The 23,854-nt window shown below is 66.2% G+C and carries 29 protein-coding genes and 1 pseudogene; 5 read left to right on the top strand and 25 right to left on the bottom strand.

The window, feature by feature from the left end; genetic code table 11:
* Nucleotides 1–14 precede the first annotated feature (14 nt).
* The 17 genes from QSK35_RS21060 to QSK35_RS20980 all read right to left on the bottom strand — a co-directional run bounded on the left by QSK35_RS21060 (nucleotide 15) and on the right by QSK35_RS20980 (nucleotide 13,420).
* Nucleotides 15–434, bottom strand: coding sequence for a hypothetical protein (locus tag QSK35_RS21060; RefSeq protein ID WP_285748729.1), 420 nt, complete (start codon nucleotides 432–434; stop codon nucleotides 15–17).
* Nucleotides 431–859 (bottom strand): TadE/TadG family type IV pilus assembly protein, encoded by a 429-nt coding sequence (locus tag QSK35_RS21055; RefSeq protein ID WP_285748727.1) that lies wholly within the window; start codon nucleotides 857–859, stop codon nucleotides 431–433. The genes QSK35_RS21060 and QSK35_RS21055 overlap by 4 nt, the downstream gene beginning before the upstream one ends.
* On the bottom strand, nucleotides 856–1,260 hold the full coding sequence (locus QSK35_RS21050) for a TadE/TadG family type IV pilus assembly protein (RefSeq protein WP_285748725.1): 405 nt from the start codon (nucleotides 1,258–1,260) through the stop codon (nucleotides 856–858). The genes QSK35_RS21055 and QSK35_RS21050 overlap by 4 nt, the downstream gene beginning before the upstream one ends.
* Before the next feature lie 5 nt (nucleotides 1,261–1,265).
* A complete protein-coding gene (locus QSK35_RS21045; RefSeq protein ID WP_285748724.1) occupies nucleotides 1,266–1,454 on the bottom strand; it encodes a hypothetical protein in 189 nt (62 codons plus the stop codon).
* Between the two features lie 39 nt (nucleotides 1,455–1,493).
* Nucleotides 1,494–2,378, bottom strand: a complete 885-nt coding sequence (locus QSK35_RS21040; protein ID WP_285748934.1) for a type II secretion system F family protein — start codon at nucleotides 2,376–2,378, stop codon at nucleotides 1,494–1,496.
* A 5-nt stretch (nucleotides 2,379–2,383) separates the two neighbouring features.
* A complete protein-coding gene (locus QSK35_RS21035; RefSeq protein ID WP_285748722.1) occupies nucleotides 2,384–3,253 on the bottom strand; it encodes a type II secretion system F family protein in 870 nt (289 codons plus the stop codon).
* Nucleotides 3,250–4,479, bottom strand: a complete 1,230-nt coding sequence (locus QSK35_RS21030; protein ID WP_352244130.1) for a TadA family conjugal transfer-associated ATPase — start codon at nucleotides 4,477–4,479, stop codon at nucleotides 3,250–3,252. Before QSK35_RS21030 ends, QSK35_RS21035 begins: the two co-directional genes overlap by 4 nt.
* 149 nt (nucleotides 4,480–4,628) lie before the next feature.
* A complete protein-coding gene (locus tag QSK35_RS21025) occupies nucleotides 4,629–5,414 on the bottom strand; it encodes a CpaE/TadZ family protein (RefSeq protein WP_285748719.1) in 786 nt (261 codons plus the stop codon).
* Nucleotides 5,414–5,803 (bottom strand): hypothetical protein, encoded by a 390-nt coding sequence (locus QSK35_RS21020; RefSeq protein WP_502881690.1) that lies wholly within the window; start codon nucleotides 5,801–5,803, stop codon nucleotides 5,414–5,416. Before QSK35_RS21020 ends, QSK35_RS21025 begins: the two co-directional genes overlap by 1 nt.
* Before the next feature lie 379 nt (nucleotides 5,804–6,182).
* Nucleotides 6,183–7,025 carry a hypothetical protein gene (locus QSK35_RS21015; RefSeq protein WP_285748717.1) on the bottom strand — a complete coding sequence of 281 codons (843 nt, stop codon included), beginning with the start codon at nucleotides 7,023–7,025 and terminating at the stop codon, nucleotides 6,183–6,185.
* Nucleotides 7,026–7,028: 3 nt separating this feature from the next.
* On the bottom strand, nucleotides 7,029–7,403 hold the full coding sequence (locus QSK35_RS21010) for a hypothetical protein (protein ID WP_285748715.1): 375 nt from the start codon (nucleotides 7,401–7,403) through the stop codon (nucleotides 7,029–7,031).
* A 387-nt stretch (nucleotides 7,404–7,790) separates the two neighbouring features.
* Entirely contained in the window at nucleotides 7,791–8,432 is a 642-nt protein-coding gene (locus QSK35_RS21005; RefSeq protein WP_285748713.1) for an A24 family peptidase, read from the bottom strand.
* A gap of 248 nt (nucleotides 8,433–8,680) precedes the next feature.
* A complete protein-coding gene (locus QSK35_RS21000; protein WP_285748711.1) occupies nucleotides 8,681–9,514 on the bottom strand; it encodes an SDR family NAD(P)-dependent oxidoreductase in 834 nt (277 codons plus the stop codon).
* A 49-nt stretch (nucleotides 9,515–9,563) separates the two neighbouring features.
* Nucleotides 9,564–10,577 carry a GAF domain-containing protein gene (locus QSK35_RS20995; protein ID WP_285748709.1) on the bottom strand — a complete coding sequence of 338 codons (1,014 nt, stop codon included), beginning with the start codon at nucleotides 10,575–10,577 and terminating at the stop codon, nucleotides 9,564–9,566.
* A gap of 145 nt (nucleotides 10,578–10,722) precedes the next feature.
* Nucleotides 10,723–11,370, bottom strand: coding sequence for a hypothetical protein (locus QSK35_RS20990; RefSeq protein WP_285748707.1), 648 nt, complete (start codon nucleotides 11,368–11,370; stop codon nucleotides 10,723–10,725).
* A gap of 137 nt (nucleotides 11,371–11,507) precedes the next feature.
* Complete coding sequence (locus QSK35_RS20985; protein ID WP_285748705.1) at nucleotides 11,508–12,239, bottom strand: 5-formyltetrahydrofolate cyclo-ligase; 732 nt, start codon at nucleotides 12,237–12,239, stop codon at nucleotides 11,508–11,510.
* An 11-nt stretch (nucleotides 12,240–12,250) separates the two neighbouring features.
* On the bottom strand, nucleotides 12,251–13,420 hold the full coding sequence (locus tag QSK35_RS20980) for a helix-turn-helix transcriptional regulator (RefSeq protein WP_285748702.1): 1,170 nt from the start codon (nucleotides 13,418–13,420) through the stop codon (nucleotides 12,251–12,253).
* A gap of 263 nt (nucleotides 13,421–13,683) precedes the next feature.
* On the opposite strand from QSK35_RS20980, the gene QSK35_RS20975 reads away from it, so the two are divergent.
* Genes QSK35_RS20975 through QSK35_RS20965 form a run of 3 tightly spaced genes read left to right on the top strand, consistent with a single transcriptional unit; the run spans nucleotide 13,684 to nucleotide 15,454 of the window.
* Entirely contained in the window at nucleotides 13,684–14,055 is a 372-nt protein-coding gene (locus QSK35_RS20975; RefSeq protein ID WP_285748701.1) for an HC3 family zinc finger protein, read from the top strand.
* A gap of 45 nt (nucleotides 14,056–14,100) precedes the next feature.
* The gene (locus tag QSK35_RS20970; protein ID WP_285748699.1) at nucleotides 14,101–14,511 is read left to right on the top strand and encodes a hypothetical protein; all 411 of its coding nucleotides are present in this window, start codon (nucleotides 14,101–14,103) and stop codon (nucleotides 14,509–14,511) included.
* A complete protein-coding gene (locus tag QSK35_RS20965; RefSeq protein ID WP_285748697.1) occupies nucleotides 14,492–15,454 on the top strand; it encodes a Scr1 family TA system antitoxin-like transcriptional regulator in 963 nt (320 codons plus the stop codon). The genes QSK35_RS20970 and QSK35_RS20965 overlap by 20 nt, the downstream gene beginning before the upstream one ends.
* Here the strand turns inward: QSK35_RS20965 and QSK35_RS20960 are convergent.
* The 4 genes from QSK35_RS20960 to QSK35_RS20945 all read right to left on the bottom strand — a co-directional run bounded on the left by QSK35_RS20960 (nucleotide 15,429) and on the right by QSK35_RS20945 (nucleotide 18,589).
* Nucleotides 15,429–15,920: an NUDIX hydrolase gene (locus QSK35_RS20960; protein WP_285748695.1), complete on the bottom strand. Its 492-nt coding sequence runs from the start codon at nucleotides 15,918–15,920 to the stop codon at nucleotides 15,429–15,431. The genes QSK35_RS20965 and QSK35_RS20960 overlap by 26 nt on opposite strands.
* Nucleotides 15,921–15,981: 61 nt before the next feature.
* On the bottom strand, nucleotides 15,982–16,824 hold the full coding sequence (locus tag QSK35_RS20955; protein WP_285748693.1) for an endonuclease/exonuclease/phosphatase family protein: 843 nt from the start codon (nucleotides 16,822–16,824) through the stop codon (nucleotides 15,982–15,984).
* Nucleotides 16,815–17,468, bottom strand: coding sequence for a dTMP kinase (tmk, locus tag QSK35_RS20950; protein WP_285748691.1), 654 nt, complete (start codon nucleotides 17,466–17,468; stop codon nucleotides 16,815–16,817). Before tmk ends, QSK35_RS20955 begins: the two co-directional genes overlap by 10 nt.
* Nucleotides 17,465–18,589: a radical SAM protein gene (locus tag QSK35_RS20945; protein ID WP_285748689.1), complete on the bottom strand. Its 1,125-nt coding sequence runs from the start codon at nucleotides 18,587–18,589 to the stop codon at nucleotides 17,465–17,467. The genes tmk and QSK35_RS20945 overlap by 4 nt, the downstream gene beginning before the upstream one ends.
* 228 nt (nucleotides 18,590–18,817) lie before the next feature.
* On the opposite strand from QSK35_RS20945, the gene QSK35_RS20940 reads away from it, so the two are divergent.
* The gene (locus tag QSK35_RS20940; protein WP_285748687.1) at nucleotides 18,818–19,876 is read left to right on the top strand and encodes a LysR family transcriptional regulator; all 1,059 of its coding nucleotides are present in this window, start codon (nucleotides 18,818–18,820) and stop codon (nucleotides 19,874–19,876) included.
* 234 nt (nucleotides 19,877–20,110) lie between these two features.
* Here QSK35_RS20940 and QSK35_RS20935 read toward each other — a convergent pair.
* From QSK35_RS20935 to QSK35_RS20920, 4 genes and pseudogenes are all read right to left on the bottom strand, one after another.
* Nucleotides 20,111–20,329: pseudogene (locus tag QSK35_RS20935) on the bottom strand (IS110 family transposase); the annotation flags it as partial.
* A 331-nt stretch (nucleotides 20,330–20,660) separates the two neighbouring features.
* Nucleotides 20,661–21,095, bottom strand: a complete 435-nt coding sequence (locus tag QSK35_RS20930; RefSeq protein WP_285748685.1) for a hypothetical protein — start codon at nucleotides 21,093–21,095, stop codon at nucleotides 20,661–20,663.
* A gap of 105 nt (nucleotides 21,096–21,200) precedes the next feature.
* Nucleotides 21,201–22,493 (bottom strand): ArsB/NhaD family transporter, encoded by a 1,293-nt coding sequence (locus QSK35_RS20925; protein WP_285748930.1) that lies wholly within the window; start codon nucleotides 22,491–22,493, stop codon nucleotides 21,201–21,203.
* 2 nt (nucleotides 22,494–22,495) lie between these two features.
* Nucleotides 22,496–22,963: a CBS domain-containing protein gene (locus QSK35_RS20920; RefSeq protein ID WP_285748683.1), complete on the bottom strand. Its 468-nt coding sequence runs from the start codon at nucleotides 22,961–22,963 to the stop codon at nucleotides 22,496–22,498.
* Nucleotides 22,964–23,337: 374 nt separating this feature from the next.
* Here QSK35_RS20920 and QSK35_RS20915 point away from each other — a divergent pair, with 374 nt between their 5' ends.
* Nucleotides 23,338–23,841, top strand: a complete 504-nt coding sequence (locus QSK35_RS20915; RefSeq protein WP_285748680.1) for a methyltransferase family protein — start codon at nucleotides 23,338–23,340, stop codon at nucleotides 23,839–23,841.
* Nucleotides 23,842–23,854: the final 13 nt, after the last annotated feature.

Here is a 23,854-nt window from a genome sequence, read left to right as displayed (position 1 = left end):
GGATTTCCTTCCTACTAAGAGATTCCGCGTTGCGGCTGCGCTTCACCGCGTCCCGTCACCGTGATCGTGTCGACCGCGACCAATCCCAGGAGCTGCGTTCGTTGGTTGATCGTCACGCTGACGTTGACGGTGTTGTTGCTGACGGAGACTGAGCCGATGTAGTGCGCGGCGGCGAGGTAGTTGTGCGCGGCGGCGACGGCCCGATCCGGCTGCAGCCTCAAGGTGCCGTTAGTTCGGTAGGCAGTCAGGTCGATCTCCTGCGCGCCGGCCCGAGCTGCTTCCTGCGCCTGCCCCATCGCGCGAACTTTGGCGGCCAGCGCGAGTCCACCGTCGAGTACGAGCCCCCCGAACGCCAGCGCCGCGGTCGCCGTGATCACCACGTACGCGCTGACACGGCCGTGCTGATCGCCACGCAGACGCTCTGACAGGTTCATGGCCGAACTCCTCGCCATAGATCGACGACCGAGGAGAAACTGCTGCTGAGGGTGCGACTTCCGGGAACGCCGAGCGCTGTTAGGTCCTGGAGGCCGACAACGCACGAGACGGTCACGGTCACCGTGACGCCAGGCCGGAGATCGCCGGCGTCGACGTGCACCGACAGCGACTGGCAGGTGATGCCCGCGGCGGCGAGCGAAGCCTCGGCGGTGGCGTGAGCCGCGGCGCTGGCTTGCACCGGAGTCCGAGCTGAAGTCGCCGCGCGAACGGCCTGATGCGCGACGTCGCTGATCCGCACTTGCGTCGTCGCCAGACGCCCGCAGAGGACCACGAATAGCAGAAGGAGAACCATCAACGGTGCGACCAACGCCAGCTCGGCCGCAGCTGAGCCTCGGTCATCGCGCAGTACTTGGATCAACTTCATGGCGACACCGCCGGTGAGAACTTCTCGACGGGACCGACGGCTTCGGCACGAACCGCGAGGGTGACGAACGGAATCACGCTGACCGCCTTTCCTCGAACCTGCACGGACGCTTGATCAGCGCCGCGTTGTGCTCGTACGGATGGCTCGCGAAGCGGTCCCCTGCCGAGCTGTGCGAGCATCTGCTGCCCTGCCGTAGTGCCGGCTCCAGCACTTCCACCGGAAACACGGGCCGCGGACAGCGCTTGTGCCGCAGCGGCTTGAGCGATGTGCGCCGCGTGCATGTACAGCGCGAACTGCACGATCGACAGGAACAGCAAGAACAGCACCGGCATGACGATCACGAGCTCGGCTGTGCCGCTCCCCTTCTGGTCGCGGCAAACGCGTCGAATGAGCCGAAGCATCGCCATCACTCGATCGGAATGCTCTGTGCCTTCTGGATGATCTTGGCGACGATGAAGGCGACCGCCGCGATCGTCGCGGACACCAGCAACGCGGTGCCGACGACGAACTCGGTCGAGTAGCCGCGGTCGTCACGGCGGATCTTCTCCAGACCGGCCTGAACGTAGACGACGAGAAACTGAACCTCGATGAACATCGACCTCTCCTAACTGCCTTAACTGGGTACGCGGGTCGTTCAGAGCCCTCCGAGCACGTTTGCCACTGCAGGGAAACCGATGAAGATCAGGAAGCCGGCGCAAAGCACCACCACGGGGACGCTCATCCGTTCCGTGGCGGCCTGTGCCGCGCTTTCGGCGAGAGTCAGCTCCCGCGTTCGGAGTGCGGTGGCTTTCGCGGCGAGGCTGGCGCGAACGCGAGCGCCCTCGGTACCGGCGAGGCTCACCGAGGCGGCGAGCTCGGTCAGCGGCTGCACGCCCAGCTCCACACCGAGCTGACGCAGGGCGGACCACGGTGTGCTTCGGGTGAGCCTCGAGGTGACGAGGGCGTGGCGAAGCTGGTCGAAAGCCCATCCCTTGCCGACGTTGCCCGCGTACTTCAGTGCGCCGTCGACACCAGCCCCGCCTGCCAATAGGACACGAATCAGGTTGAGGTAGGCGGACAAGGCGTGCCGGAACGTCGAGCGACGCCGTTCAGCCTCTCGGTGGACGTTGATGTCTGGACAGAAGAAGCCACTGACGCCGAACAGAACGCTGGCCGCGAGCAGGATCTCCCAGCCGAGACCAGCATCGGCAACGACAAGCACGAGTTGTACGAGCGGAGGCAACAGCATGCCGGTCAAAGCAAGGACTGCCTTCTCCGCCAGATGGTGGTCGACGCCCTTGCCGATGACCGCGAGGTCATCCCGGAGCGGCTTGCTCGGCACGCCAACAGAACTCAGGGTGCCGACGAACGGCTTGCCCACGCTCAGAGCCCAGCCCGCAGAGTTCGCGGTGAGTATCGGAGCCGACGGAGGATCGGCCTGCAGCTGGTTCACCAGGGCGCGTAGCGACGGTCGTGGCGGGAAGACGTACACCGCGAGCATCCACAGCCCAATGCCCAGGCCGATTCCCCAGAACGCCATGGTGATCACCGTGTCGCTCCCATGTCCGTACTCAGGCCAGTGAGGAACCGCTCGGGCTCGCGGAACCGCGCGATCCTGGTCAACCACGCGAACGCCGTCACGAACAGCGCTCCGACGAGCAGCAGCACGAACTGGCCGAACGCCGAGTCGAACGGACTGAGGTAGTCGCGGTTGAAGACCACCAGGCCAGCGGCGAACAGCAGGGTGGTGATCACGATGACTCGCACGCTGGTCCGCGAACGAGCTCGCCCGGCGTCAACCCGCATCCGCATCGTCGCTTGTTCGCGTGCTTCGACGGCGAGCTCGCCGAGCAGGTCTGCGAGTTGTCGTGCCTGATGCTCGGAGGCCAGCACCAGCGCCGAGACGACCAGGTCCGCAATGGGGTCTTGAAGCTGGTCGGCGAGGTCGCGAAGTACTGGCCCGAGGCGCTCGCCGCGTTCCAGCTTCACCGCAAGCTCGGCGACCTCGTCGCGGATCGGTTCCGGGCAGGTTGAAGCGGTGGCGAGGATCGCTTGTTCCAGACCAGCCGCGGCGACGAGCGTGTCGCGCAGCATCTCCGTCCAGCTGGCGATCGCCTCGATGCGTTCGAGCTGACGCTGATGGCCGACGTTCGATCCCAGTATCCGCGGGAGCCCGAGCACTGCGAGCAGGCTCAGGACGCCGCCCACCACCCAGCCGGTGAACATGCCGACGCCGAGCCCCACGAGCACCGCAAGTGCAGCATGACCGAAGTTCCTCTGATCGAGTCTCAGGGCGGGCACTTCGCGCCGACGTGGCTTCGTCTCGGTGACGGGTCGTCCACGCCAACCAGCGATGACAAGCAGAACACCGGCAGCCAAACCAGCCCCGAGCAGCCCGAAGAGCAAGGTGGTCATGGCCTCCACCACCCGTCACTCCGGTCGCAGAGACCGGGGTCGTAGCCCGCTTCGACGAGCAGGTCGACAGTGTCGGTCCGAAGGGGTGCGGCTGGAACAGCGCGCCGATCCGGGCCAGGGCGCCAGCACTCGTTGCTGATGACCTGTGCGCCTTCGGCCCCGACCACCTCTCTCACCGACGACACGACGCGCTTGCTGGCGTCGTCCCGCGGCTTGTCCAGGTGGACGACGAAGTGCAGCGCCGAGGCGACCAGGAGGTTGGTCGCCTCGATCGGCAACCGTTCAGGTCCCTGCACGGCGTAGGCGGCGAGCTTGGTGAACGCGCCCTGGCTGGAGCTGGAGTGCAAGGTGCCCATCGAGCCGTCGTTGCCCATGGACATCGCGTTGGTCAGCGGGATGACCTCCGGGCCGCGAACCTCTCCGACGATCACCCTGTCAGGGCTCATCCGCAACGACTGCCAGACGAGATCAGACATCGAGATTCCGCCTTGGCCCTCGATGTTCGGCTCTCGGGCCTGCAAGGGCACGACGTCTGGATGAAGATCGGCATCCTCGCCCAGGCCGAGCTCGAAGACGTCCTCGATGGTGACGAGCCGCTCCCAGCACGGAATGGCCGAGGCAAGGCCGCGGAGCATCGTGGTCTTGCCGATCGAGGTGCCGCCGGTGACCAGCACGTTGCGCTTGGCTCGTACGACGGCTGCCAGGAAGCTCTCCAGAGCCAGATCGATGCTGCCGAGTTCGCGAAGCTGCGCCAGGTTCACCCTGGAGAAGCGGTGACGACGAATCGACACAGACGGCCGCGTTGTCACGGCCATGACCGCGGACACGCGCTCGCCGCCGGGCAGCTGGAAGTTCACGATCGGCGAGCCGCGGTCGAACCGACGTTCCTCTACACCTGATCGGGCCGCGAGGTCGCGGATCAGCTCGACGAGCTCGGTGTCCGAGCCGACGACGGGTGGCAGGCGCCTGCGGCTTCCATCGGCGCGCCGGACGAACACGCGGTCACCGTTTATGTTGATGTTCTCGATGTCGTGATCAGCCAGCAGCGGTTCGAGGCCGGCCAAGCCGAAGACCTCGTCGAGGACCTGCTTGATCATTCGCTGCTCGACGTCCGGAGTGACCAGCATCCCGCCGTCCGCCGTGTTGTGGAGCTCGGCACGAGCGTGTGCTTCCGCGGCGTCGGTGAGTATCGCTTCGGCCAGACGCTGTCGCTGCTGCGCGTTCATCGGCGGTCGTTCAGCGGCCTCATCGCTCCGAATGCGCTGACCGAGCTGTTCTGACAGCGAGTTGCGCAAGTGTTGGCGCAACCGGTCAACCGCAGCTGCCTCTCCAGCCGCCTTGTACGGTAGCTCTGCTGGGCCTGCCAAGGCGCGAGTCATGACCCCGCTCCGTTCTGGCGGGGCTGCCCGACCGAAGCGAGTAGGGGCTGCGAGCTCGCCTCTGGCGCAGACGCGATCAGACTCCCGCGAAGGCTGAGCGCGAGCTTGGCCGCTGCCCTACCCAGCGCCGACCTGTTCGGCCCGCTCCGGCTGCCTCCTTGACCGCACAGGGCTTCCGCGCCCTTCACGTCGTAGGGGATGTGCGCCATGACCGGAATGCGCAGCTCATTCGACACGTAGCCGACGCGGTGGCCGTGGCCCGCCAAGACAAAACAGGGGCGTTGGGACCATCGCTGTGCAGCTTCGAGCTTGAGGGCAACGTGGGCGAGCTCGTCGTCGCGCGGACGCGCAACGAGCAACATCGCGTCCGCGCTCCGGATGATCGACAACGCCGGAGAGTCCGGGTCCACCCGGCCGCAGTCGGCGATCACGGCGGTGTCCGCCCGATCGCCGGCGCGGCGCAAGGGTGACGACGCGCCGGTAGCCAACAAACCCAGTGCTGCACGGGCTTGCTCCGCTTGGACGGGTCCAGGCAGCACCCGCAACCCGTCTGGAAGGAACTGAGCGTGGTGCGCCAGCTGGTCCGCGCGGAAACGGGTTGAAGCAGCCAGCCGAACCAACGTCAGCTCGGAGCTCAACCGGAATCGGGTCATCAGGTCGCCCCCAGCGGGGTCGGCCTCCACTACCACCGGAACCTCCGGCCCCGGCCACCGCGCACCCAGCGCCACCGCAAGAGTGGTGACACCTGGAGAACTCTTCAACGAGCAGACGGCGATGAGCATCAGCGGTTCCCTCCCGCGATCGCGAGCAGGCTCAGCTGGCCTGCTGGTGCCGACGACAACGCGCGACCGTCCGATTCGGACATGTGCAACGAGACGACCGTGGTCTGCTCGTTCGCGCGCCCGGTGACGCCGAGTACCACCGCGGTCCAGGACTTGGGTGTCGACTCCGCCGACGTTCCTTGTCCAGGAGTGAGCAGGACGGCGACGGTCGTGCCCGGCGAGAGGTCCGGTGGGAACTGCCCCGGCTTGAGACCAACGGCCGCGATCGCTTTGCCCTGCTGAGGAACCTGAGGAGCGCCGAGCACCGAACGTGTTACGAGCGAACCTTGGGGCAGGCTGAACGCGAGAGGCTGCCCGACGACCGTTGAGGCGGCCGACGCGACGATCACGTCCAGCTCCGAGCCCGCTGCCAGCGCGACCTGGCGAAGGTCTTGGGCCGCAAGGACTTGGCCAGCCGCAACTGGACGGGCGAGCGCGAGGACGCTGTCTCTGTCTTCCAGTTCAGTCGCGAGAACCGCGCCCCCGACGCCGCAAGCGGGGACCAGCATGAGCCCCAGCAGCAGATGCGGAACGCGCCGACGACGGTTGCTCCACCGCCTTGGTGGCTTGCCGTCGCGCGACGTCCATCGCAGAGACGAGCTGGCCGGTGGTTTCGTGTTGATCAGATCGCTGCTCGCGGTCATCACGGGCCCCCTTAAGGCATGACTTCATCGCGACACGTCGGTTCAGCTGTTCGACGTGCCTGGATCTAACGGATGTGTTGAGCAATCAGCCGGTGGTGATTCCTTGGCTCTCGGCGACCCGGAACGCGGCTGAAGCGTTGGTCGACAGGTTCGGGAACGTCCCGCTCTGCCCCGCACCGGACCAAGTCACCGTCCACTGCACAGTGGCGGTCACGGGGAAGGCCTCTGCTGGACGCCCTGCCGACGACGACTTGTACGTGTGCCCGCAGTCGGGCGATGTGCCCTTCGGGTCGCCGTCAGCCGGGAACGAGGTGCCCGCGCCGATGCAGGTGACCGAACTGCCGTCCCCCATGGACCAGATCACCGAGGTGGGCGTTGCTTTAGCGGTCACGGATACTCCGGGCACGGACGCCGTGGCCGAGACGTCAGTCCAGCTGCTGCGATCCAGCCACATCCAGGTGGGCAGGTTGACCAGCTGGTCTCCAGCCGGGCTCGCCATGATCCTCGGCGTGGGCAGGCGCAGCTGCCTGCGGGCGATCTGTGCTACCTGCTCAGGTGTGAGAGGTGGTGCGGCGGCGGCCCCAGCGGGAACCCAGATCGGGCCGCGGGAGTCCGGATCCTTTCCGTCGGGCGAGCACAGCAACATGAACCAGCCGCCGGGTTCCTTCGGCGTTTCCTGGCCGGGCCCTGGCCCAGCAGGCACGTACCGACAACCGAAGCGGCCGTCGTCGTTCTGCTCTGTCCCGTTGACCGGGCGCTGACCGCTGGTCGTCGAACCGTCCGGGCGCGTCCCCGCCGAAACCTCGCACAACGGGGAAGGCTCCTGACCACAGGTCGTGACGCCCCACGCGTCATCCGCCACAGCCGCCGGCGAGGCTGCGAAGAAGCCCGTTGTCATCAGCGCCACAACAACACTTGTTCGTCTCATCGCTCAACAACTCCCGACCTCGTGAACCCCGTAGTCGGAGACCTTCCACGTGCCGTCCGGCTGCTTCTCGACCGCGGCCTTGATGAGTCGCCGACCACCGGGCACATCGTCCGCGAGCATGCCGTTGTCCTTGCGGTACTTGAGCCAGTTCGTCGAGTCGCCGCAGTCGGTGATCGTGATCTTCCGCGGATCACCGGCAGGATCTGCGGCCGACACCTTCGGATCGAGGACAGGCGTTCCCTTGCTGACCAATCCTTTCTCCCGGTCCGACTGCAGGCTCCGTTTCAGCTTCTCCAGCGCGGCACCGGCCGCATGCTGCCCAAGCAGCGGAGAAGCCGCGTCCGCGGTGGTCCCCGCAACGGAGAAGGCATCCCACATCCCTCGATACGCATCGATCGCGTCGGTGCGGGCTGAGTCGGCAGGCCGCACAGCGGAAGTCGTCTCAGGCGAAGATGTGCCAGGCGCAGGCGCCTGAGCGCACGCACCCACCAGGAGCGCGCTTCCGACAAGCAGCAGCGTCTTCTTCATCGAGGCCTCCAAACTGGGAAGGTGAACGGTGGTGCCGAGGTGGCCCCGCTTGGGGGCGTAGGGGCCACCTCGACCGGCGCGCCCGGAGTAAAACTGACGTCCGGGCGAAGTTCGTCGGCGAGCGCGAGCTGCACGATCAAGACGAAGAGCGCGACGGCGCGATGCAGTGCCCGCGGTGCCTCGTAAGCGATGACAGGATCGGTTTCCCTGAGCGGAAGGCACATCAGGCAACCTCCTTCAGCTTTGCAACATCACGTAGACAGTTCCGGCAAGGAGCGCCGGCCCGAGTGCGACTGGATCGCGACGACTGATTCGCCTCAGGACGAGCAATGCCGGCGCGACCAGCCCAGCGACCGTGAGACCTGCGATTAGTCCTAAGGCGACGTTCGTCCATCCGCGCGAGCCCAGAAAGAGGGCCAATGTCGTGGCAAGCGTGACGTCGCCGAACCCCAAGTCGGCGCCAAGCCTCAGGTAGAGGATCAATCCGACCACGAACACCACAGCCGCGGCGAGCCCGGCGCGTACCAGCAACTCGACATCGCGCAGGGCAAACGCCATGAAGCTGAGCTGGATCAGGCCGCCGGCGAACAGCGTGCCCACGACGTGGTGCGGCAGCTTGTGGCACGTCCAGTCGACCAGCGCAAGCACGAGGCCGATGATCACCAACCACGCAACGAGCGCGGCCGACCGAGGAGCCATCAACGCTGCGTACGCCAGCGCAGAACCCAGAAACGCGCTCCCTGCAAGGGAAACAGTCCAGCCAACAGAAGCGAGGAGGCACCACGACAGCGGCTCGCGCCGCGCGATCGAGAAGCTGTAGAGCACCACCAGCGGTCCCGTAACCAGGCCCAGCACCGAGTAGGACAGCAACATGAACATCGCGCCCTCCAGCAAGCGAATGTCCGACCGGCCGGATCCGCACACGTGAGCGCGACAGAGCGCTGTGAAACGTCAGAAGGTGGTTGTTGGTAGCTGATGGTCGCCGAGACATGTCGATCCCCGATCGCGTTCGAGGCCAGCCCACGGCTGCCTCACCACTGCGGTTTCAGGGATCAGCTCGATAGCGACAAAGCCAACCCAATCGGAATACTCCGATTGGCCCAGAGTAGACAGTGACGCCGATCACGTCAACCGGATCGCCTCTGCCGACGCCCGAGCAGCTGCCCGACAGCCGGAACCAGACCCTGGTAGTGCCCGCCGACAAGACGCTCGAGGACGGCCACGAGACGCGCGTCCGCACCGACGAAGACCCGTGCACGACGGCGCTCAACTCCACTTAGGATGGTCGTCGCCGCCTCTTCAGGTTCAGTGCGTGCGACGCGCTTCTCGAAGCCTCGGACGACGGTGTCTCGGTTCTCGCCGCTCGCGAAGCTTCCGTTGCGGACGATCGAAGTCCGGACTCCCCCAGGGAAAACACACGTCACCGAGACGCCGGTGCCAGCGAGCTCCTGCCGCAGTGACTCGCTGAAGCCGCGGACAGCGAACTTCGACGAGTTGTACGCGCTGTACTTCGGAGTCGCCACCAGACCGTATGCGCTGGAGAACGTCACGATGCGGCCGTCCTTCGAGTGGGTGACAGCCGCAAGGTGCGCCTTGACGGTGTACATCAGTCCTCGCCAGTTCACCGCCATCACGCGCTCGATGTCCGCGACGTCCGAGTCGAGCAGGCTGCCGCGATGAATGGTCCCGGCGGCCGCGAACACGGAGTCGACGCCGCCCAGCTCGGCCTTGGCCGCGGCCGCAGCGGCCTGAATGCCGTCCCAGTCAGTCACATCGACGACTTGGGCAAGCACCTGCGCTCCGATCGCCTCACAGCGGCGGGTCGCTTCCTCAAGACCGTCGGCATCGTGATCAAGCAGTGAAAGCCGAGCGCCACGGCGCGCGAGCTCCACCGCCAACGCCCGCCCGATGCCCGCACCAGCACCGGTGATGACCGCAACCTTGCCCTCGAAGCAGCTCAAGACCCAGCACCTTCCCCGCGGCCGGCCAACTGAGTCGACCTTCCCACGTTCACGGCATGGTGAGGGTGACGAGCGCTGCGGTGGTGTGTTGATCCAACGCCATGAGCGCCGCGGAGACGGCCACCTTCATCCAGCTTCCGTCCTCGGCGCGAAGCCTCAGAACACCACCTGTCCGCCCGCTCGACATCAGTTCCTTCGACAACCCGACCGCGCTGCGCAGATCCTCGCGGTGGATGGCTGGACGGTGCGGTGCGCCGAGCGTCCAGGCGACTCCGGGCATGGGGTTGTCGAGCCACTTCAGCAGCCTCATCGTGCGCAGGTCGACGATCGCGCGCCAGCGTCCCGGCGTGGCCTCAGCCGCGAGGACCTGCTGCGCGAGCAGGACCGGCATGGGCGGCGGAGCAGCCGGAACGCTCTCGGCAGGCCCTATGTCGTGGGTGATTCCGCGGACGATGAGCTCGACGCGGCCGTTGGGCGTCTTCACCTCGACGCACCGGCATGCGAAATGCACACCACGCCGCTCGCCATCGTCCCGGTTCACGGTCCACGTGGCCAGGTGCTCCGCGCCCTCCTTCGCGTTGACGATGAGCGCCAGCGCCTTCGCCTCGTCCGCGTTCGTCGTCAGCCGCTGGTAGGCGAAGAGCTCAGCGAGGTCGTGCTCGTTCCGCCACTTGTCGGCTCTGGTCCCATAGAGCCTCAGCAGATCGTCAGACCTGCTGCTGACGTGCCGGGTGAGGTTGATGTGCCACGCGCCCGCGGGGTCTCGCGGCGGCGGATCCTCGTCCAGCGGTCCGACCCACAGGTAGACGCCGTGGACCAGACCGCCATACGCGAGCAACGGGTGCCCGATCACTCGGCGTCGGCCTGTGCTCGTTCGAGCTTCGACCGACTGCCGACCTTCCACCACGCGCGCGGTCACGGCCAATGCGTCAGCGAGGAAGGGGCCCCGTTGGAGAACCGAGCGAAGTGGAACCATGTTTTTCGGGTTGCTTCCAACAGCCAGCACCGTCGGCTCGCACCGACTGCCGCCAAAGGTTTCGACCAACAACCAGTCAGCCGCCATCGCTCCGTCCCCCCGGTCGAAGATTGGCCTGCTCAGGCAGGCTAACTCCACCAAGGGCGTAGCGCTTGGAGCTTCTCCAAGACGCTGATGGCGAGGTTCTCAAATCATTCAGTCGAGTGAATTCTTTAGTCGACTTCCGGAGGCTTCACAGAGCAGAAGTGGCCTCGGCGACGAGGTCCTCAAGCGATACCAGCGCGCACCCCTTCAACTCGCGGATCAACGCCGAAGCGACCGTCCAGCGGATCTCCGGGGCGTCGTAGGTGACATTGGCTGCCATGACGGCGGTCGGCCCGAACATGCCTCGCTGATAGACCGCACCGCGCACACCTGCGATCGGGCACTCACGAACGCGGACGGCAACAGCGCCGCGGTGAAGCGCCGGACAGCGCTTCAGCGAGATCGCGACGCACGACACGCATACAGGCGGCTCGGTCGACGCCATGCCTTCCGGCCAGCGCGGCCAGTCGCCGCGGTAGTCGCGCAACAACCAGAGAACACCCTCGTCCGTGCGGTCTGCCGGGCCGGCGCACACCTGGCACAACAGCTTGCGCATAGCGCGCCGCTGCCTCAGCGGATGCACCTTCCCGAACTCCGGACGGCCTGTCCCCACACGGACACCGATGCGGCTCCACAGCACTCCGTGGGCATCGCGATCCCCCAACCCCTCGTCTGCGTAGCCGATGCCACCGAGGGGGTGTTCCACCAGCCGCGACGGTAGATCTTGCTCAGCGGACCACGTGGTGATGTACGGCGCGATGATGCGGCCGGATTCGACAGGCGCCTGCGTGCTCACGGAGCCACCTCGGCTTTCTGCGCTGGCTGGGACGCCATAGCCAAGCCCGTGGTGCCACGCGGCGGAACGCCTCTATCGTCCCCAGAAGGTCCCCGATGCGTCCCCTCGACCTGCCCTGAGCTGCAGGAACGCCGTGATCACTCGATCGGGGGTCTTTGTGCCGCCCGCAAGGCAAGGGCTGGGATGGCAGCCACCTTCGCCGGGTCGATCTCCGACCACAGGATGCCTTCCGGTCGCCGCGAGGGGCCGCACTCGATGACCTGAGTCGGCGTGATGATGAAGTCGACCGAGAAGTCGTGACTTGTCTCCGGCAGCTCGTCCTCGACCACCTGGAGGTCGTGCACGGTCGTGACGATGGGCGTCGCTTCGTGGATGAGTCCGGCCTCCTGAAGCAGGGCGACCTCGATGTCCGCGTAGCCGGCGCCTTTGCCGAGTCGTGTGCCCCGGCGGTCGACCGCGACCGAGCCGCACACGACGAGATCCACCTGCGGCATCTCGTCGGTGTCGACGGTCCTCGCGAACGTCGCCGCGACCTTGGGCATGGCGGCCTCGGCCGGCGGAACGGGCAGATGCGCCGGATCGAGCTCGTAGAACGGCTTCGCCCCTGCGAGCTTCGGCACCGCGAGGTAGATCAGCTTGCCCTGAGACAGACCCAGCACCCGAACCGGGATCTGCGGCTTGTCCGGGACAGCCTTGACCACGCGCGCGGACTGCCAGATGGCGAGCTCGGCGAGCTTGCCCGCAGCCGCTTCGGCACCCACGAAGTTGGGGATCGACCCGTGCACGTCCGGCGGAGCAGCTCCGTGTTCGGCCATCAGATCCCAGACGCGGTGACGAACTTCGTTCTTGCCCTCGCCGGGACCGCCCACGAACTAGCCTCCTAGGTCGCCGCCATCACGGTCAGCAGGCGGTCGTACACCTGATCTACCACAGGTTCCGCACGCCAGGGACGAAGCTCTCTCGCCGCACCGAAAATGACCTTGAGGCCGCCACCGCCCCACGTCCCCTCGACCGAGTCGATTGCCAGGTGCAAGCTCGCGGCCGCCTGTTCGAGGTCGCGCTGCAGGATGTGGGTCAGGCTGAGGTTCGCCAGCACGATGCTGCGGGACTTCGACCGGGATCGTGCCTTGACCGCGACCCGTTCCAAGGTGGGCTGGGCCTTGGTCGCGTCCTCCAACCGGAGATAGCAGGCACCTGCCAACCGGTCGTGCTGCGTCTCAGAGAACATCTCCGGCACGGGGTCGTCCTCGGTCTTCTGCCCGAAGTGGTCCTGAGCCAGATCCAACGCCCGTTCGCAGGATCGGCGTTCGCCGAGCATCGCGTGGGCCTCGGCGGTGTGCAGCACCGCAAGTCCTTCCAGGACTTCGCTGTTTCCACGCGCGGCCACGGCGGCTTGTTCGGTCAGCCGGAGACCGTCACGCGCGTCGTCTTCGCCGTAGAGCGCGACGTACGAAGTCCGGAGAAGCGCGATGCTCTCCAGCACCGGGTCGTTGATCTCGCGTGCGGCTTCCGCAGCACGATCGAAGTGCTTCCTCGCCTCGAGGTGATCCCGGCGTTGGGAGGCGTCCCAGGCGAACTGGCCCATGAGGGTCGCTGCCTCAGCCTCCGCCGCAAGCAGATCTCGCTTCACCCCGTATCGCTGGGCATGCTGCCGAAGGAATCGAACCTGCCCCAGCAGCTGGCCCGCCTCGGCGAGCAAAGCGGTCGACCGCTCGCGGTCGTAGCGCCCACTCAGCTCGACAACGTGGTTGCGGAGCCGGGCAACTGCTTCGAAGTCGGCTTGAGACGGGTTCGCGAGCGCCCATTCGACGCGATCGAGGCCCTCTTGCACCTGAGGCTCTGCGTCTGCGTTGAGAAGGTCGATCAGCTTCTGGGTGGTGAGCCGGAGCGCCTTGGCGAGACGCGGTTGGTTCAGCGGCTCAGGAGTCGCCTCGTTGCGCTCCCACTTGCCGACCGTCTTCTCGGCGACTCCGACCGCGAGCGCCAGCGATTCCCGCGAGAATCCCTCCGCCTTGCGGCGTTCAGTCAGTGCCTTCCGCGGCGGTGCCATCGCGGTCTCCCCTAACACGGATTCGCCTAACCAGCAGCGTAGCCCGAGAACGCTTCTCCACCAGCAGACCTATTGGGATCGCTCCAATATCACCCAATTGGGCGAGAGCTTTGTTACCGCAGGTAGAAGCTCTACAGGGGACGTTCAGGGGACATTTGAGGCAAGTTCGCGGGCTGGCGCGGATATCCGCAAGCAGGTTTCAGTAGGTCACCGCCGACACCACGAGCGCTCGACGCGCACAGGTTCACGGGAAGTGATCGGTCATGGCCCGTCCTTACAAGTGGCAGCCCCACGAGGGGTCGCGCCACGCGATATCTCAAGAGCTAGCCGCGAACGAGGTGGGCAACACCCTTTGCGACCTCGAAGTGACCGCGTCGACCGACAAGTGGGCTGACTCTGAGCGGTGCTGGCCCACCTGCAAGAAGTGCGACGCGGTGTGGCGAGAGCACGAACACCTCCTGCCATGGCCGAGGCCGGAGAAGTCGAAGAGATCTCCGGCCGTTGAAGGTGACAACGAACTGGACGGCCAAGCCTCGCCGTGCGCGGACAAGGCCGCGCAGTTCAGAGAGCTCGTCACCACGTTGGCACTGCTCGCCGTCGAGCTGGACCAGCAGGTCGACATCAGCGCCGCCTGATGAAGACCTCCCGATGCCTCACGAGTGTTGAAAGTGGACGAACTGATGGACAAGATCGACGCCTGCACGATCCAGCACGCTGCTGTGGACGTTGTCGCGCAACGACAGCGCGAAGCGATCGAGGCCGGCAAGAACCAGGACCTCTGCGTACGAAGGGAGATCCAGCGGCACGTCGACAAGATTTTTCCCTTCGGACGCGCCCTGATCTCAAGGCCTGCGGGTCGCGTCCTGCTCGCCGCGACGTTGACGTGCGGAGGTTTCACTGCATTCACGGCGCAGGACCTGCCCACTCTCGTCGTGGCCATCCTCCATACCGCCGTGACTCTTCTCCTGTTCGACGTCGTCGTGCAGATGCAGCGACGTGACAGCCAGCTCAAGACGGGCCTCTACGTCGCTGCAGTCGTCGACCGCGCTACAGCCACGCTGACCGAGACCGATGGCCGCCAAGCTGGTTGACGGGAAGGCGAGCCTGGAGGTTCGCGCGCTCAGCCGGAGAGTCCTCGGCTGGCGCAAGAGGCGGAACTGGACTCTGGAGGACCTGAAGGAGATCGTCGGTTTCTCCACGGCGAAGCTGTCTCAGCTGAGCAGTGCGGTGATCCGGTGTTCTCCGATGGATGTCGTGAAGATCGCCAGTGCTTGCGGCGTACCGGACGACGAAGTCGAACTCTGCGTTCAAGCGTCGCACCGACTCGGAGATCCGCAGACGTGGGACTACGTCACTCGCGGCACGTGGCCACGGCTCACCTGGACCTACTGGGACGTCGCGACCGAGGCGTCCGAGCTGGTGATCGTGGCGGCCGACGCCATCCCCGAACTCGTCCGCACCGCCGCCCACCATGCCGCAATGCTGCAAGCGGGTGCGACTGCCCACGAACTCGACTCCGAACTTCGCGAAGAGGTTCTCGGCCGATTGGCCATGGAGCCGCGAGACGCCGGGCAGCACGGAAGTGCCGGCCTGCTCCGTGTTCGGCTGATCGTGTCCGAATCCGCGCTGACCAACAGCGTGGGCGGAGCACGGGTCGTGGCAGATCAGCTCCTGCATCTCGATGAGCTTCAGGCCTCGCTGCCCAATCTTGTGATCGAGATCGTGGACGGCGCGGCTGGCCCGTACTTCGGCATGGGGAGGTCGTTCACCGTGATGCGGTTCGTCGAAAGGCGCTTCGACGACGTTGTGCACGTCCGGACCCTTCACGGCGACAGCTGGCTGGAGCCGGAACATGAGCGGCAGCCCTACGAGCACGCACTCGAATCTCTCGAAGCGGTTCTGCTGCCACGGGAGGAGACATCACTGTGGCTGTGCCGAACCGCGATGCAACTCCAGGATCCGTTGCACGGCAACGGATTCGAACGGAGCCAGATGCGTCGGAGCGCGATCAATCGTTCAAGCTCAAGGGCGTAGCACTGAAGGTGCCTGCCAGGAGGTCGTCAAGTAGTGCCGGGAGCCGGGCAGGGAGCAGCTTGTCTGTGCACTGACGCAGTTCGGCTGCTGACCACCATCGTCGTTCGATCAGCCCGGCCTTCTCGTTCTCCGTGGGCTTGAGCGCGACCGTCGGCGCGGTATCGGTGATGCGGCCGAGGAACACGTGGTCCTCACGGTGGTGGTCGCGTCCCTTGTAGTGAAAGCGGGACTCGCGGATCCACAGCTTGCGTCCGAGGGACGGAATGATGATTCCGGTCTCTTCCGCCACCTCGCGCAGGGCTGCGTCTTCTGGCTTCTCGCCCTCGTCGAGGCCACCGCCGGGCAGCTCCCACCAGTGATGGCCGCGGTCGTGCGGATCGCAGGCGTGAACGAGCAGCACTCGGTCATCGGCGTCGAGAAGCAGCACCCGTGCGCCGATGCGCGGGGTGGTGGCGGTGGTGGACATCCGGCGGGCGTTCCTCGCGGTCGGCTGACTGGGTGGCAGCCTGCGCGGGTGGTACCGGAGTTCAGAACAGAGTTGGCTCCGGCTCGTTGAGCGCGTCGACCGCCGTGGCGGGGTCAGACGTTAGCAGCGTCTGCTTAGCGGTCAGCGCCAGCGTGACGGCGAGTCCCGAATGATCTGTGAGGCGGGATCCGTCGGGGGCGTTTTCCCTGGTCTCGTGGATGTATTCGCATGTCACGAGCTTCTCGGCGACTGCTTGCGAACCGTGGGCGTGGTCGTAGCGGTAGCCGAGGTCCGCCCGGCGTGCCCAGCTGTGTTCGACCTGGTCGAGATGCAGGCGCCGGAACAGGTCGGCGAGGCCGTGTCGTTCGGTCAGGTCGGTGTAGAAGGCGTACTCGAACCGGGCGAACTGGCCACGATGAGGTGGCTGGTGGTTGGGTTCGAGCACGTTGAGGTCGCCGAGCAGAAGCAGCGGAGCGTTCGAGTTGGTGTTGTCGAGCGCTTTGTGGAACCGCTCGATCCAGGTCTTCTTCCGCTCCGTCTTCTCCAGGGTGGCGTCGCGGGACGGCACGTACGCGCCCACGACACGCAGTGGACCCTCCTCAGTCTCGACGACGACGCCGGTTGCACGTGCGGGCAAGTAGTCGAGGGCGGCACCGAGCGGGTCCAGCGTGGTGGCGAGCTTGCTGACGATCATCACGCCGAGCTCGCCAGGTGCGTGTGCGGGGAAGGTGACCGAGTACCCGGCGGCCGCGAAGGTCTTGGCCAGGAACTCGCTTCCCGCGGTGGCTTTGGTCTCGGTCAGGACCAGGACGCCTTCCGGGCGGGCAGCAAGCCATCGCAGCTGGCGTTGGGCGCGGTCGATCGACGGGGCGCCGACGTTGAGGGTGAGCAGGCTCAGCGACATACCGCGATCTTCTCCTCGAGTACTCGGTGGATCAGCGACACGATCCTGGCAGCGATCGTGGCCGCGTCGTCGGTGGTGCAGTCCAGCGTCTCGACCAGCCATCCCTTGGCCTGCAAGTCCACGACGGCGTGGATGTAGAGCCCGGATTCCATGTCGCTGTTGTCCTCGGCGCGTTCGAAGCGGCTGTGTCCGCCGCGCGTCCGCAGCCGATGGTCGATCACGGCGGGATCGCCGTTGAGGATGACAGAGAGGTCCGGCCGGTAGACGCCGTGGTTGAGCTGCCAGACCGTCTCGGCGGACAAGCCGTCGAGCCCTTGCAGGACGAGCGAGGAGGCGACGTAGCGGTCGCAGATGACGACCTGGCCCTCGCGCAGTGCGGGTTTGATCTCAGCATCGAGCTGATGGTGCCGGTCGGCCGCGCACAGGCACGCCAGCGCCATTCCTCGATAGGTATCCGTGCCGTGCCGAGCCAGCTCGCCCAGCGGCGCCCGGGACGGTTGTGCTGTGGCGAGTACCGGAACACCCGCCGCGGTCAACGTCCCGGCGACCAGGTTCGCCGCGGTGGATTTGCCGACGCCACCAGGGCCGTCCAGCGTGATCAGAGTCCCCGGCAAACGTCGGGGCTCGTCGAAGAGCGCGGTCATACCGGCATCAGCGGCAACAGCCGACGTTCTCCCACAACCTGATCACCGGTCGCGACCGGGCACTGCTCGGCGTCGACATCGCCGATCCGGCCGCCTGCAGCGACCACGGCGGCCGGGCAACCCTTTCCGCAGCCTGAGTTCATCGAGCACGACCCGCAGGTGCTGTTGACACCAACCTTGTAGCGGTCGTGGAACCGGTAGTCGTCCAGGCGCTGGGCGATGTCCGTGTCGGTGAAGATGTTCCCGACGATGAACTCTGTGTCGGCATGCTCGGACGCCGGAGTTCTCGCGGCGAACACCAGGTACGGGCACACTGTGACCTCGCCCGGCGTGAACACGTAGATGATCGTTCCCGCTTCACAGCCTGACAATGGCTTGCCCGCGGTGTTGGGGAAGCGGATGTGGGCGATGTCGAGGTCCGGGCCGTCGAACGGCTCGGTCAAGGCGTGGATCTCCTGCATGTGCAGGGTGGTCTTCGCGAGCCGTCCTTGCGACTTGACGCCACGCCCCATGCTGCCCAACGGGTTGAGCAACACATATCGCGCTCCATGGGTCCGGGCGAACGCGCACAGCTCGACGTACTCCTCGTTCTGCGCCAAAGAGTTCGGCGTGCACAGCAAGCCCTGCAGGATTCCGGCGGCGCCGAGCTTCCGCACCGTGGCGACGGTGACGTCGAAGCTGGCTCGGTCGCCGCGAAACTTGCCGTGCGAGTCCGCGGCGAACCCGTCGAGCGACACGTTGCAGTGCACTCCGAGGCCGGCGAGTTCGGCGATCTGCTGGTCGCTCAACATCGTGGCGTTCGTGCACACCCCCACCTCCATGTCAGCGGTGCGGAACTCACGCACTATGGCCATGAAGTCGGGGTGAATCGTGGGTTCCCCGCCGGTGAGGGTGACCCTCCGTACCCGCGCCGCGCTGAGCTGCGGGATCACCTTGCCGACCATCTCGGCGAGGGGCATCTGCTTGCCTACACGGGTCGCCGACACGAAGCAGTGGGCGCAGCGGAGGTTGCAGTCCTCGTTGATCTGCACGAGAGCCTTGCGGTACGGACTGTCCACTGTGGTCCGGAAATAGCAGGAGGTGGCGAACGCCTCATCGGCGATGCTGCGAGCACTGGTCATCGTGAACCTCCCCCGTCCGCGACAGTCGGTTCGCCGATGCCGCCGATGATCGAGTGCCGGATCAAGCACTCCGACTAGATGTTCGGAAGTACAGTAGCGCGACTTTAGATGTCCAAGTGGACATCTTTTGGACAGTACGAGTACAACTGCGATCAGCGACAACCCAACTGTTCACACGGACAACAAGCACGTCAGAGTGCACGCGGCAACAGACCGAAGGAGGCGACGGTGTCGGACAATGTGGACGAGGTCGACGCGGAGAAACTGCTGGGGACCCTGCTGGGCTGCCCGCCGGAGATGCTCGACGTCAGCCTCGACCAGCTCCGCACCCTCGCTGTCGTGCACACCGCCGGCACCGCACAACGCGCAGCCCGCATCCTGGGCCGTGAACAGTCCAGCGTGCAGAAGCAGCTCGATAACCTCAACCGGACAGCGACCCGCCTCGTCGGCGAGGCACTCGTCCTGAAACAGGGCCGGGGCAAGGACTTTCTCTTCACCCCGTCCGGCGAAGAGGTCGTCGCACTCGCGATGCAGACCCTGGACTCGTGGACCGACAGCCTGCACCGCAGCCGGCGGCGGCTCGGCTCCACTGTCACCTTCGGCACCACCGAGTTCACCGTCGAGTTCCTGGGCGCCGTCTGGCCCTCGCTGCGGGAGGACTTTGAGCGCCGCGGCATCCAGCTCAACATCGAGCACGTCCGCACCCGCGACCTGTGGCGCAAACTCGACGCCAAGAAGGTCGACATGGTCTGCGGCAGCTTCGCCGCCCACCCCGGACGCCCGCCCGAACTCGACTACGACTTCCTGGAATGGCACCGCGAACGCGTCGCCCTGCTCACCAACCTCACCACCCGCGAACTGCCCGACACCCCGGTGACCGCCGCCAAGCTGCCCACCCTGCCGCTGCTCGCACCGACCGCCGGCCTGCTCGCCCAGTTCCTCGGCCGCTGGTACGGCCCCGACTACCGCGGCACCCTCAACATCATCGCCGACATTGACTCCCTCAACTACGGCCTCAACCTGCTCAACGCGGAGCTCGTTCACGGCTGCATGCTCACGACCGAACGAGTCGCCGACGCCGTCCTCGAAGGACGATTGCCCGGCTGCGGCCTGCGCAAGATCAACCTCGCCGACGACTTCGACCCCGCACTCGAAATCGTGACCGGCATATTCGCCCGCAAGGGCGAGCGCGACCGCTACGCCACCGACCATCCACTGAACCTGCTGTGGAAAGCGTTCGCGGCCGCAAGTCCAACGAGATCGGTTCCCGCCACCCTGCCGGGTTGAGGACAACCGCCGCACGCGTCTAACCGAACATATGTGCGAAGTCGGTGATAGGTTCTCGCGTCATGGATCGGCAGCTTCTCGAACCGTCCCAAATGGACGGCAAGCTCACATACAGGTTCGACGCGACCGGCTTTCGGGTGGCCCTCTTGCCAGCCCGATGCAAGCTCGGCCGGCACACCCTCGGCCACTCCCAGTTCCGGGCGGTCGTGCGCGACGGCGAGGCCCACATCAGCCCGCCGCAACCAGAGCCGTCACCCACGGTCCGCGATCGGTCTCGATCCCGATCGACACCTGGTCCGGCTCGCCATCGATGTGGTCGGCGATCAACGCGTGCAGCTGCCGGACGCCCTCCACACCTTCGGGCAATCGCGTACCGCACAGCTTCTTGCCATGCGTGTCCATGATCTCGATGTCGTGATGACCTTCAGCCCAGTCATCACCGACGAACAACACGTCACATACCTCCACAGCCAGGCGACAGCGATCAGCGGGCGAACGCCGGCAGGTACTGGCCGTGTGCTCACACCAGCGCCAGGTGCGGCACGACATCCCTTAGCGGTCGCTCATCCCCAGTCGCCGGCAAGCGCACGCGTCTCGGGAAGGACTCGCAGACCCGCTCTAACCCAGTGCTCACCCACCGGCAACCGTTGCCCGCCATCGTGGTGCACCTCGCCGCCAGCACTGCTTCGGCCTACTGGTCGCATGCAGGACGCGAAACGTTTCGTCGTGATCAGGACAAACGCGGCCAACGACTCGAGTGGCCGCGCTCGTCCCTACGCCGTCGTCACTTGGAGATGTACTGCTTCGTTTCGCAGTGCTGGTCGCTGCCGTCGGAGTGCACGCGGCAGACCTGGACCTTCACGCCCCGGATGGTGGAGGACTCGTTCTGCCCGACGCGCCAGACAGTGCCCTGCTGGTGACCGCACACGCGCGGGCTGGAGTACTGGCGGTCCGGGAAGGCGGGCAGGTCGGCGATGATCTTCGCCTGAGCGCAGAACCCGTTCGCGCTGGTGTCGATGACGTCGATGTCCCAATTCATCGTGTACTGGCCGGTGCTTCCCCACCAGAAGTCGCCGGCGAGGCCTGTGCCCAGGGCGTTGTGCGGTCCAACTTCGATCTTCGCGGCGGCTTCCGCGGCGGCGACGGGGAGCAGAGCGAGGGCGGTCGCCGTGCCGAGCACGGCGGCGGTCCGTGCGGCTCGACGCAGATGGTGCTTCATCTGAGTTCCCTTCAATCGGCATTTCCGGCGAATCGGTCACCGGACATGCGGGCGAGGGTGTCAACGCGCGGTTGCACATCGCTGACACCCCGGCCCTGCCGCTGCTCAGGCGAGCAGGAAGTACCTCAGCCACAGGTAGGGCGCTGCGAGCAGGATGGACAGGCCGGCCACGATCGAGCCGTAGCGGGTGAACTTCCAGAAGCTGATCGGGGTGCCGTTGCGCGCGGCGAGGCCGAGCACGACGACGTTGGCGCTCGCACCGACCGCGGTGGCGTTGCCGCCGAGGTCCGCGCCGAGGGCGAGAGCCCACCACATCGACTGCGATTGCGGCGACTCTCCCTGTGCGGCAACGAGTTCGCCTACGATCGGGGCCATCGTCGCCACGTAGGGGATGTTGTCCACAATGGCCGACAACAGCGCCGAGATGAATAGCAGCGCCATCACCGCGAGAAGCGGGTCTCCGCCGACGGCGTTGGCGAGTGCGTGGGACACCTCGTCGATCACGCCGGTCTTCACGAGCGCGCCGACCATGACGAAGAGACCCATGAAGAAGACCAGGGTCTCCCACTCGACGTCGGCGATGGCGTCCTCGGTGGTGACTTTGGAGATCAGCACGAGCAAGCCGGCGCCGAGCAGTGCCACGACGGACGGCTCGATGTGCAGGGCGCTGTGCAGCACGAAGCCGACGAGGACGAGCCCCAGGACGATCAGGCTCTGCACGAGCAGGGTGCGGTTGCGGATGGCCTCGCGTTCGGACAGCGCCATGACCTCGGCGACGCGGTCCTCGTTGTAGCGGAAGGAGTCGCGGAACAGCCAGCGGCACACGAGCACGAAGGCGATCATCAGCACGATGATGAACGGTGCCAGGTGGAGCAGGAAGTCGTTGAAGGACAACCCTGCGCGGCTGGCGATGATGATGTTCGGCGGGTCGCCGATGAGGGTGGCGGTACCGCCGATGTTGGACGCGAGCACCTCGGCGATCAGGAACGGGATCGGGTTGAGGCCGAGCCGGTCGCACACCAGGAACGTCACCGGCGCGATCAGCAGCACGGTCGTCACGTTGTCCAGCGCGGCCGACGCGGTACCGGTGATGATGACGAACATCGCCAGTACGGCGTACGGCTTTCCCTTGGCGCGCTTGGCCGCCGCGATGGCGAGGTACTCGAACAGGCCGGTCTGCTTGATCACCCCAACGATGATCATCATGCCGAGCAGGAGGAACACGACGTTCCAGTCCACGCCCGCGTCCAGGGAGTGGAAGGCCGTCTCACCGTCGGTGAGCCGCAGCGCGAGCATCAGGGCCGCGCCACCGAGTGCGGCCGCGACGCGGTGCACGCGTTCGGTGGCGATCAGGACGTAGGCGCCGACGAAGACTCCGACCGAGAGGATTTGGGCGATCGTCACGTTTTCGGTCCGGCGGTCGCGAGGAGCACCTCGAGCAGGTGTGAGGTCGTGACGACGCCGTGGATGGTGTCGTTGTCGCTGACGAGCAGCAGCGGGGTGTGCAGCCGGGCCATCATGGCTGCGCACTCGATCACGGTGGCGTCACCGGACACCATGGGTATCTCGTAGCGTTTTTCCTTGGGTGGCAGGAGTTCCTTGACCGTGCGTCCGGCGAGTTTGTTCACGCACGCCTCGGCGCCGCCGCGCTCGTCGAAGACGCGGGCGAGCGACGGGTCCTCCTGCACGTAGCCGGGGATGAGGAAGCGCAGCACCTGCGAGCCGGGCAGCACGGTCACCGGTTTGCCGCCGGCGTCGACGACCACGACGCCCGGCCGGCGTTGCTCGGCGATGAGCTGGGCGGCGGTCAGCGCGTCGTCGGTCAGGGTGACCAGCGGGTAGTCCTCAGCGAGGTCACGGGCACGCACAACAAGCTCCTTCGAACAAAGTGGAAATGACCGGTGTAGTGGTCGGCGCTACCATCCGGCCATGTCCGGTCTGGCCATGGTCCTGGTGCTTATCGGGGCGTTCGTGCTGGTCGCGTTGGTGGTGCGGGCGATCGGCCGCCACTGAACCGTGAGCGAGGCCATGGGACTCTCCTGATCTTGCGGACGACGAGGACACTCGCCGACCAGGCTTCCCGGCACACCGTGGGAAAGACTAACCCGTGATCGGCTGGCCGACCCGCTCAAGCCCCGCCCACCCTTCGCGTCCCGCTCAGTAGCCCGACCAGGTGAACAACGCGGCCGAGATGACTGTGGGAGCTACCCACAGTGGGCCAGAATGAGTAAGGGTGTGCGCCATGGAGAAGCGGAAGGCAGCACTCGGATCCGCCGCGTTCTTCGTGCTGGCTCCCGGCGGCGTCGCGGGGCTCATCCCCTGGCTGCTGACCCGTTGGGAGGCGCTGCCGTTCTGGTTGCCGCTGAGGGTCGTCGGTGTTCTTCTGCTCGTCGCCGCCCTCGCGGTGCTGATCTCGTCGTTCGCCCGGTTCGTGGCGGAGGGTTTCGGCACGCCCGCACCGGTGGCGCCGCCGGATCGCCTTGTGGTGGGCGGGTTCTACCGGTTCGTGCGCAACCCGATGTACCTCGCCGTGTTGTCGTTGATCATCGGACAGGCGCTGGTGCTGGGCCAGCTGATCCTGCTCGCCTACGCCGCCGTGGTCAGCGCCGCGTTCGCCGCGATGGTGCACTGGCACGAGGAACCGGCTCTGCACCGCCAGTTCGGCGACCAGTACGACACCTATCGGGCGGCCGTGCCCGGCTGGGTACCACGACTGCGCCCCTGGCACGCCGACTCTCAGATCTGAGTGAAGTAAGAGC

Origin of the sequence: Lentzea sp. NBRC 105346 (assembly GCF_030269605.1) — a bacterium.
GTDB lineage: Bacteria > Actinomycetota > Actinomycetes > Mycobacteriales > Pseudonocardiaceae > Lentzea.
The sequence above is the reverse complement of the archived record's forward strand: the minus strand, read 5'-3'. Positions and strand labels throughout refer to the sequence as shown.

Excerpts from the sequence above, each read along its gene's own strand:
- QSK35_RS21015 (WP_285748717.1), bottom strand. The coding sequence starts at position 7,025 with ATGAGACGAACAAGTGTTGTTGTGGCGCTGATGACAACGGGCTTCTTC.
- QSK35_RS21060 (WP_285748729.1), bottom strand. The coding sequence starts at position 434 with ATGAACCTGTCAGAGCGTCTGCGTGGCGATCAGCACGGCCGTGTCAGC.
- QSK35_RS21040 (WP_285748934.1), bottom strand. The coding sequence starts at position 2,378 with ATGGCGTTCTGGGGAATCGGCCTGGGCATTGGGCTGTGGATGCTCGCG.
- QSK35_RS21050 (WP_285748725.1), bottom strand. The coding sequence starts at position 1,260 with ATGCTTCGGCTCATTCGACGCGTTTGCCGCGACCAGAAGGGGAGCGGC.
- QSK35_RS20955 (WP_285748693.1), bottom strand. The coding sequence starts at position 16,824 with ATGTCGCTGAGCCTGCTCACCCTCAACGTCGGCGCCCCGTCGATCGAC.
- QSK35_RS20995 (WP_285748709.1), bottom strand. The coding sequence starts at position 10,577 with ATGGCGGCTGACTGGTTGTTGGTCGAAACCTTTGGCGGCAGTCGGTGC.
- QSK35_RS20965 (WP_285748697.1), top strand. The coding sequence starts at position 14,492 with ATGGCCGCCAAGCTGGTTGACGGGAAGGCGAGCCTGGAGGTTCGCGCG.
- QSK35_RS21030 (WP_352244130.1), bottom strand. The coding sequence starts at position 4,479 with ATGAACGCGCAGCAGCGACAGCGTCTGGCCGAAGCGATACTCACCGAC.
- QSK35_RS21055 (WP_285748727.1), bottom strand. The coding sequence starts at position 859 with ATGAAGTTGATCCAAGTACTGCGCGATGACCGAGGCTCAGCTGCGGCC.
- QSK35_RS21025 (WP_285748719.1), bottom strand. The coding sequence starts at position 5,414 with ATGCTCATCGCCGTCTGCTCGTTGAAGAGTTCTCCAGGTGTCACCACT.
- tmk (WP_285748691.1), bottom strand. The coding sequence starts at position 17,468 with ATGACCGCGCTCTTCGACGAGCCCCGACGTTTGCCGGGGACTCTGATC.
- QSK35_RS20970 (WP_285748699.1), top strand. The coding sequence starts at position 14,101 with ATGGACAAGATCGACGCCTGCACGATCCAGCACGCTGCTGTGGACGTT.
- QSK35_RS20960 (WP_285748695.1), bottom strand. The coding sequence starts at position 15,920 with ATGTCCACCACCGCCACCACCCCGCGCATCGGCGCACGGGTGCTGCTT.
- QSK35_RS21035 (WP_285748722.1), bottom strand. The coding sequence starts at position 3,253 with ATGACCACCTTGCTCTTCGGGCTGCTCGGGGCTGGTTTGGCTGCCGGT.
- QSK35_RS21005 (WP_285748713.1), bottom strand. The coding sequence starts at position 8,432 with ATGTTCATGTTGCTGTCCTACTCGGTGCTGGGCCTGGTTACGGGACCG.
- QSK35_RS20975 (WP_285748701.1), top strand. The coding sequence starts at position 13,684 with ATGGCCCGTCCTTACAAGTGGCAGCCCCACGAGGGGTCGCGCCACGCG.
- QSK35_RS20915 (WP_285748680.1), top strand. The coding sequence starts at position 23,338 with ATGGAGAAGCGGAAGGCAGCACTCGGATCCGCCGCGTTCTTCGTGCTG.
- QSK35_RS20945 (WP_285748689.1), bottom strand. The coding sequence starts at position 18,589 with ATGACCAGTGCTCGCAGCATCGCCGATGAGGCGTTCGCCACCTCCTGC.
- QSK35_RS21010 (WP_285748715.1), bottom strand. The coding sequence starts at position 7,403 with ATGTGGGATGCCTTCTCCGTTGCGGGGACCACCGCGGACGCGGCTTCT.
- QSK35_RS20980 (WP_285748702.1), bottom strand. The coding sequence starts at position 13,420 with ATGGCACCGCCGCGGAAGGCACTGACTGAACGCCGCAAGGCGGAGGGA.
- QSK35_RS20930 (WP_285748685.1), bottom strand. The coding sequence starts at position 21,095 with ATGAAGCACCATCTGCGTCGAGCCGCACGGACCGCCGCCGTGCTCGGC.
- QSK35_RS21045 (WP_285748724.1), bottom strand. The coding sequence starts at position 1,454 with ATGTTCATCGAGGTTCAGTTTCTCGTCGTCTACGTTCAGGCCGGTCTG.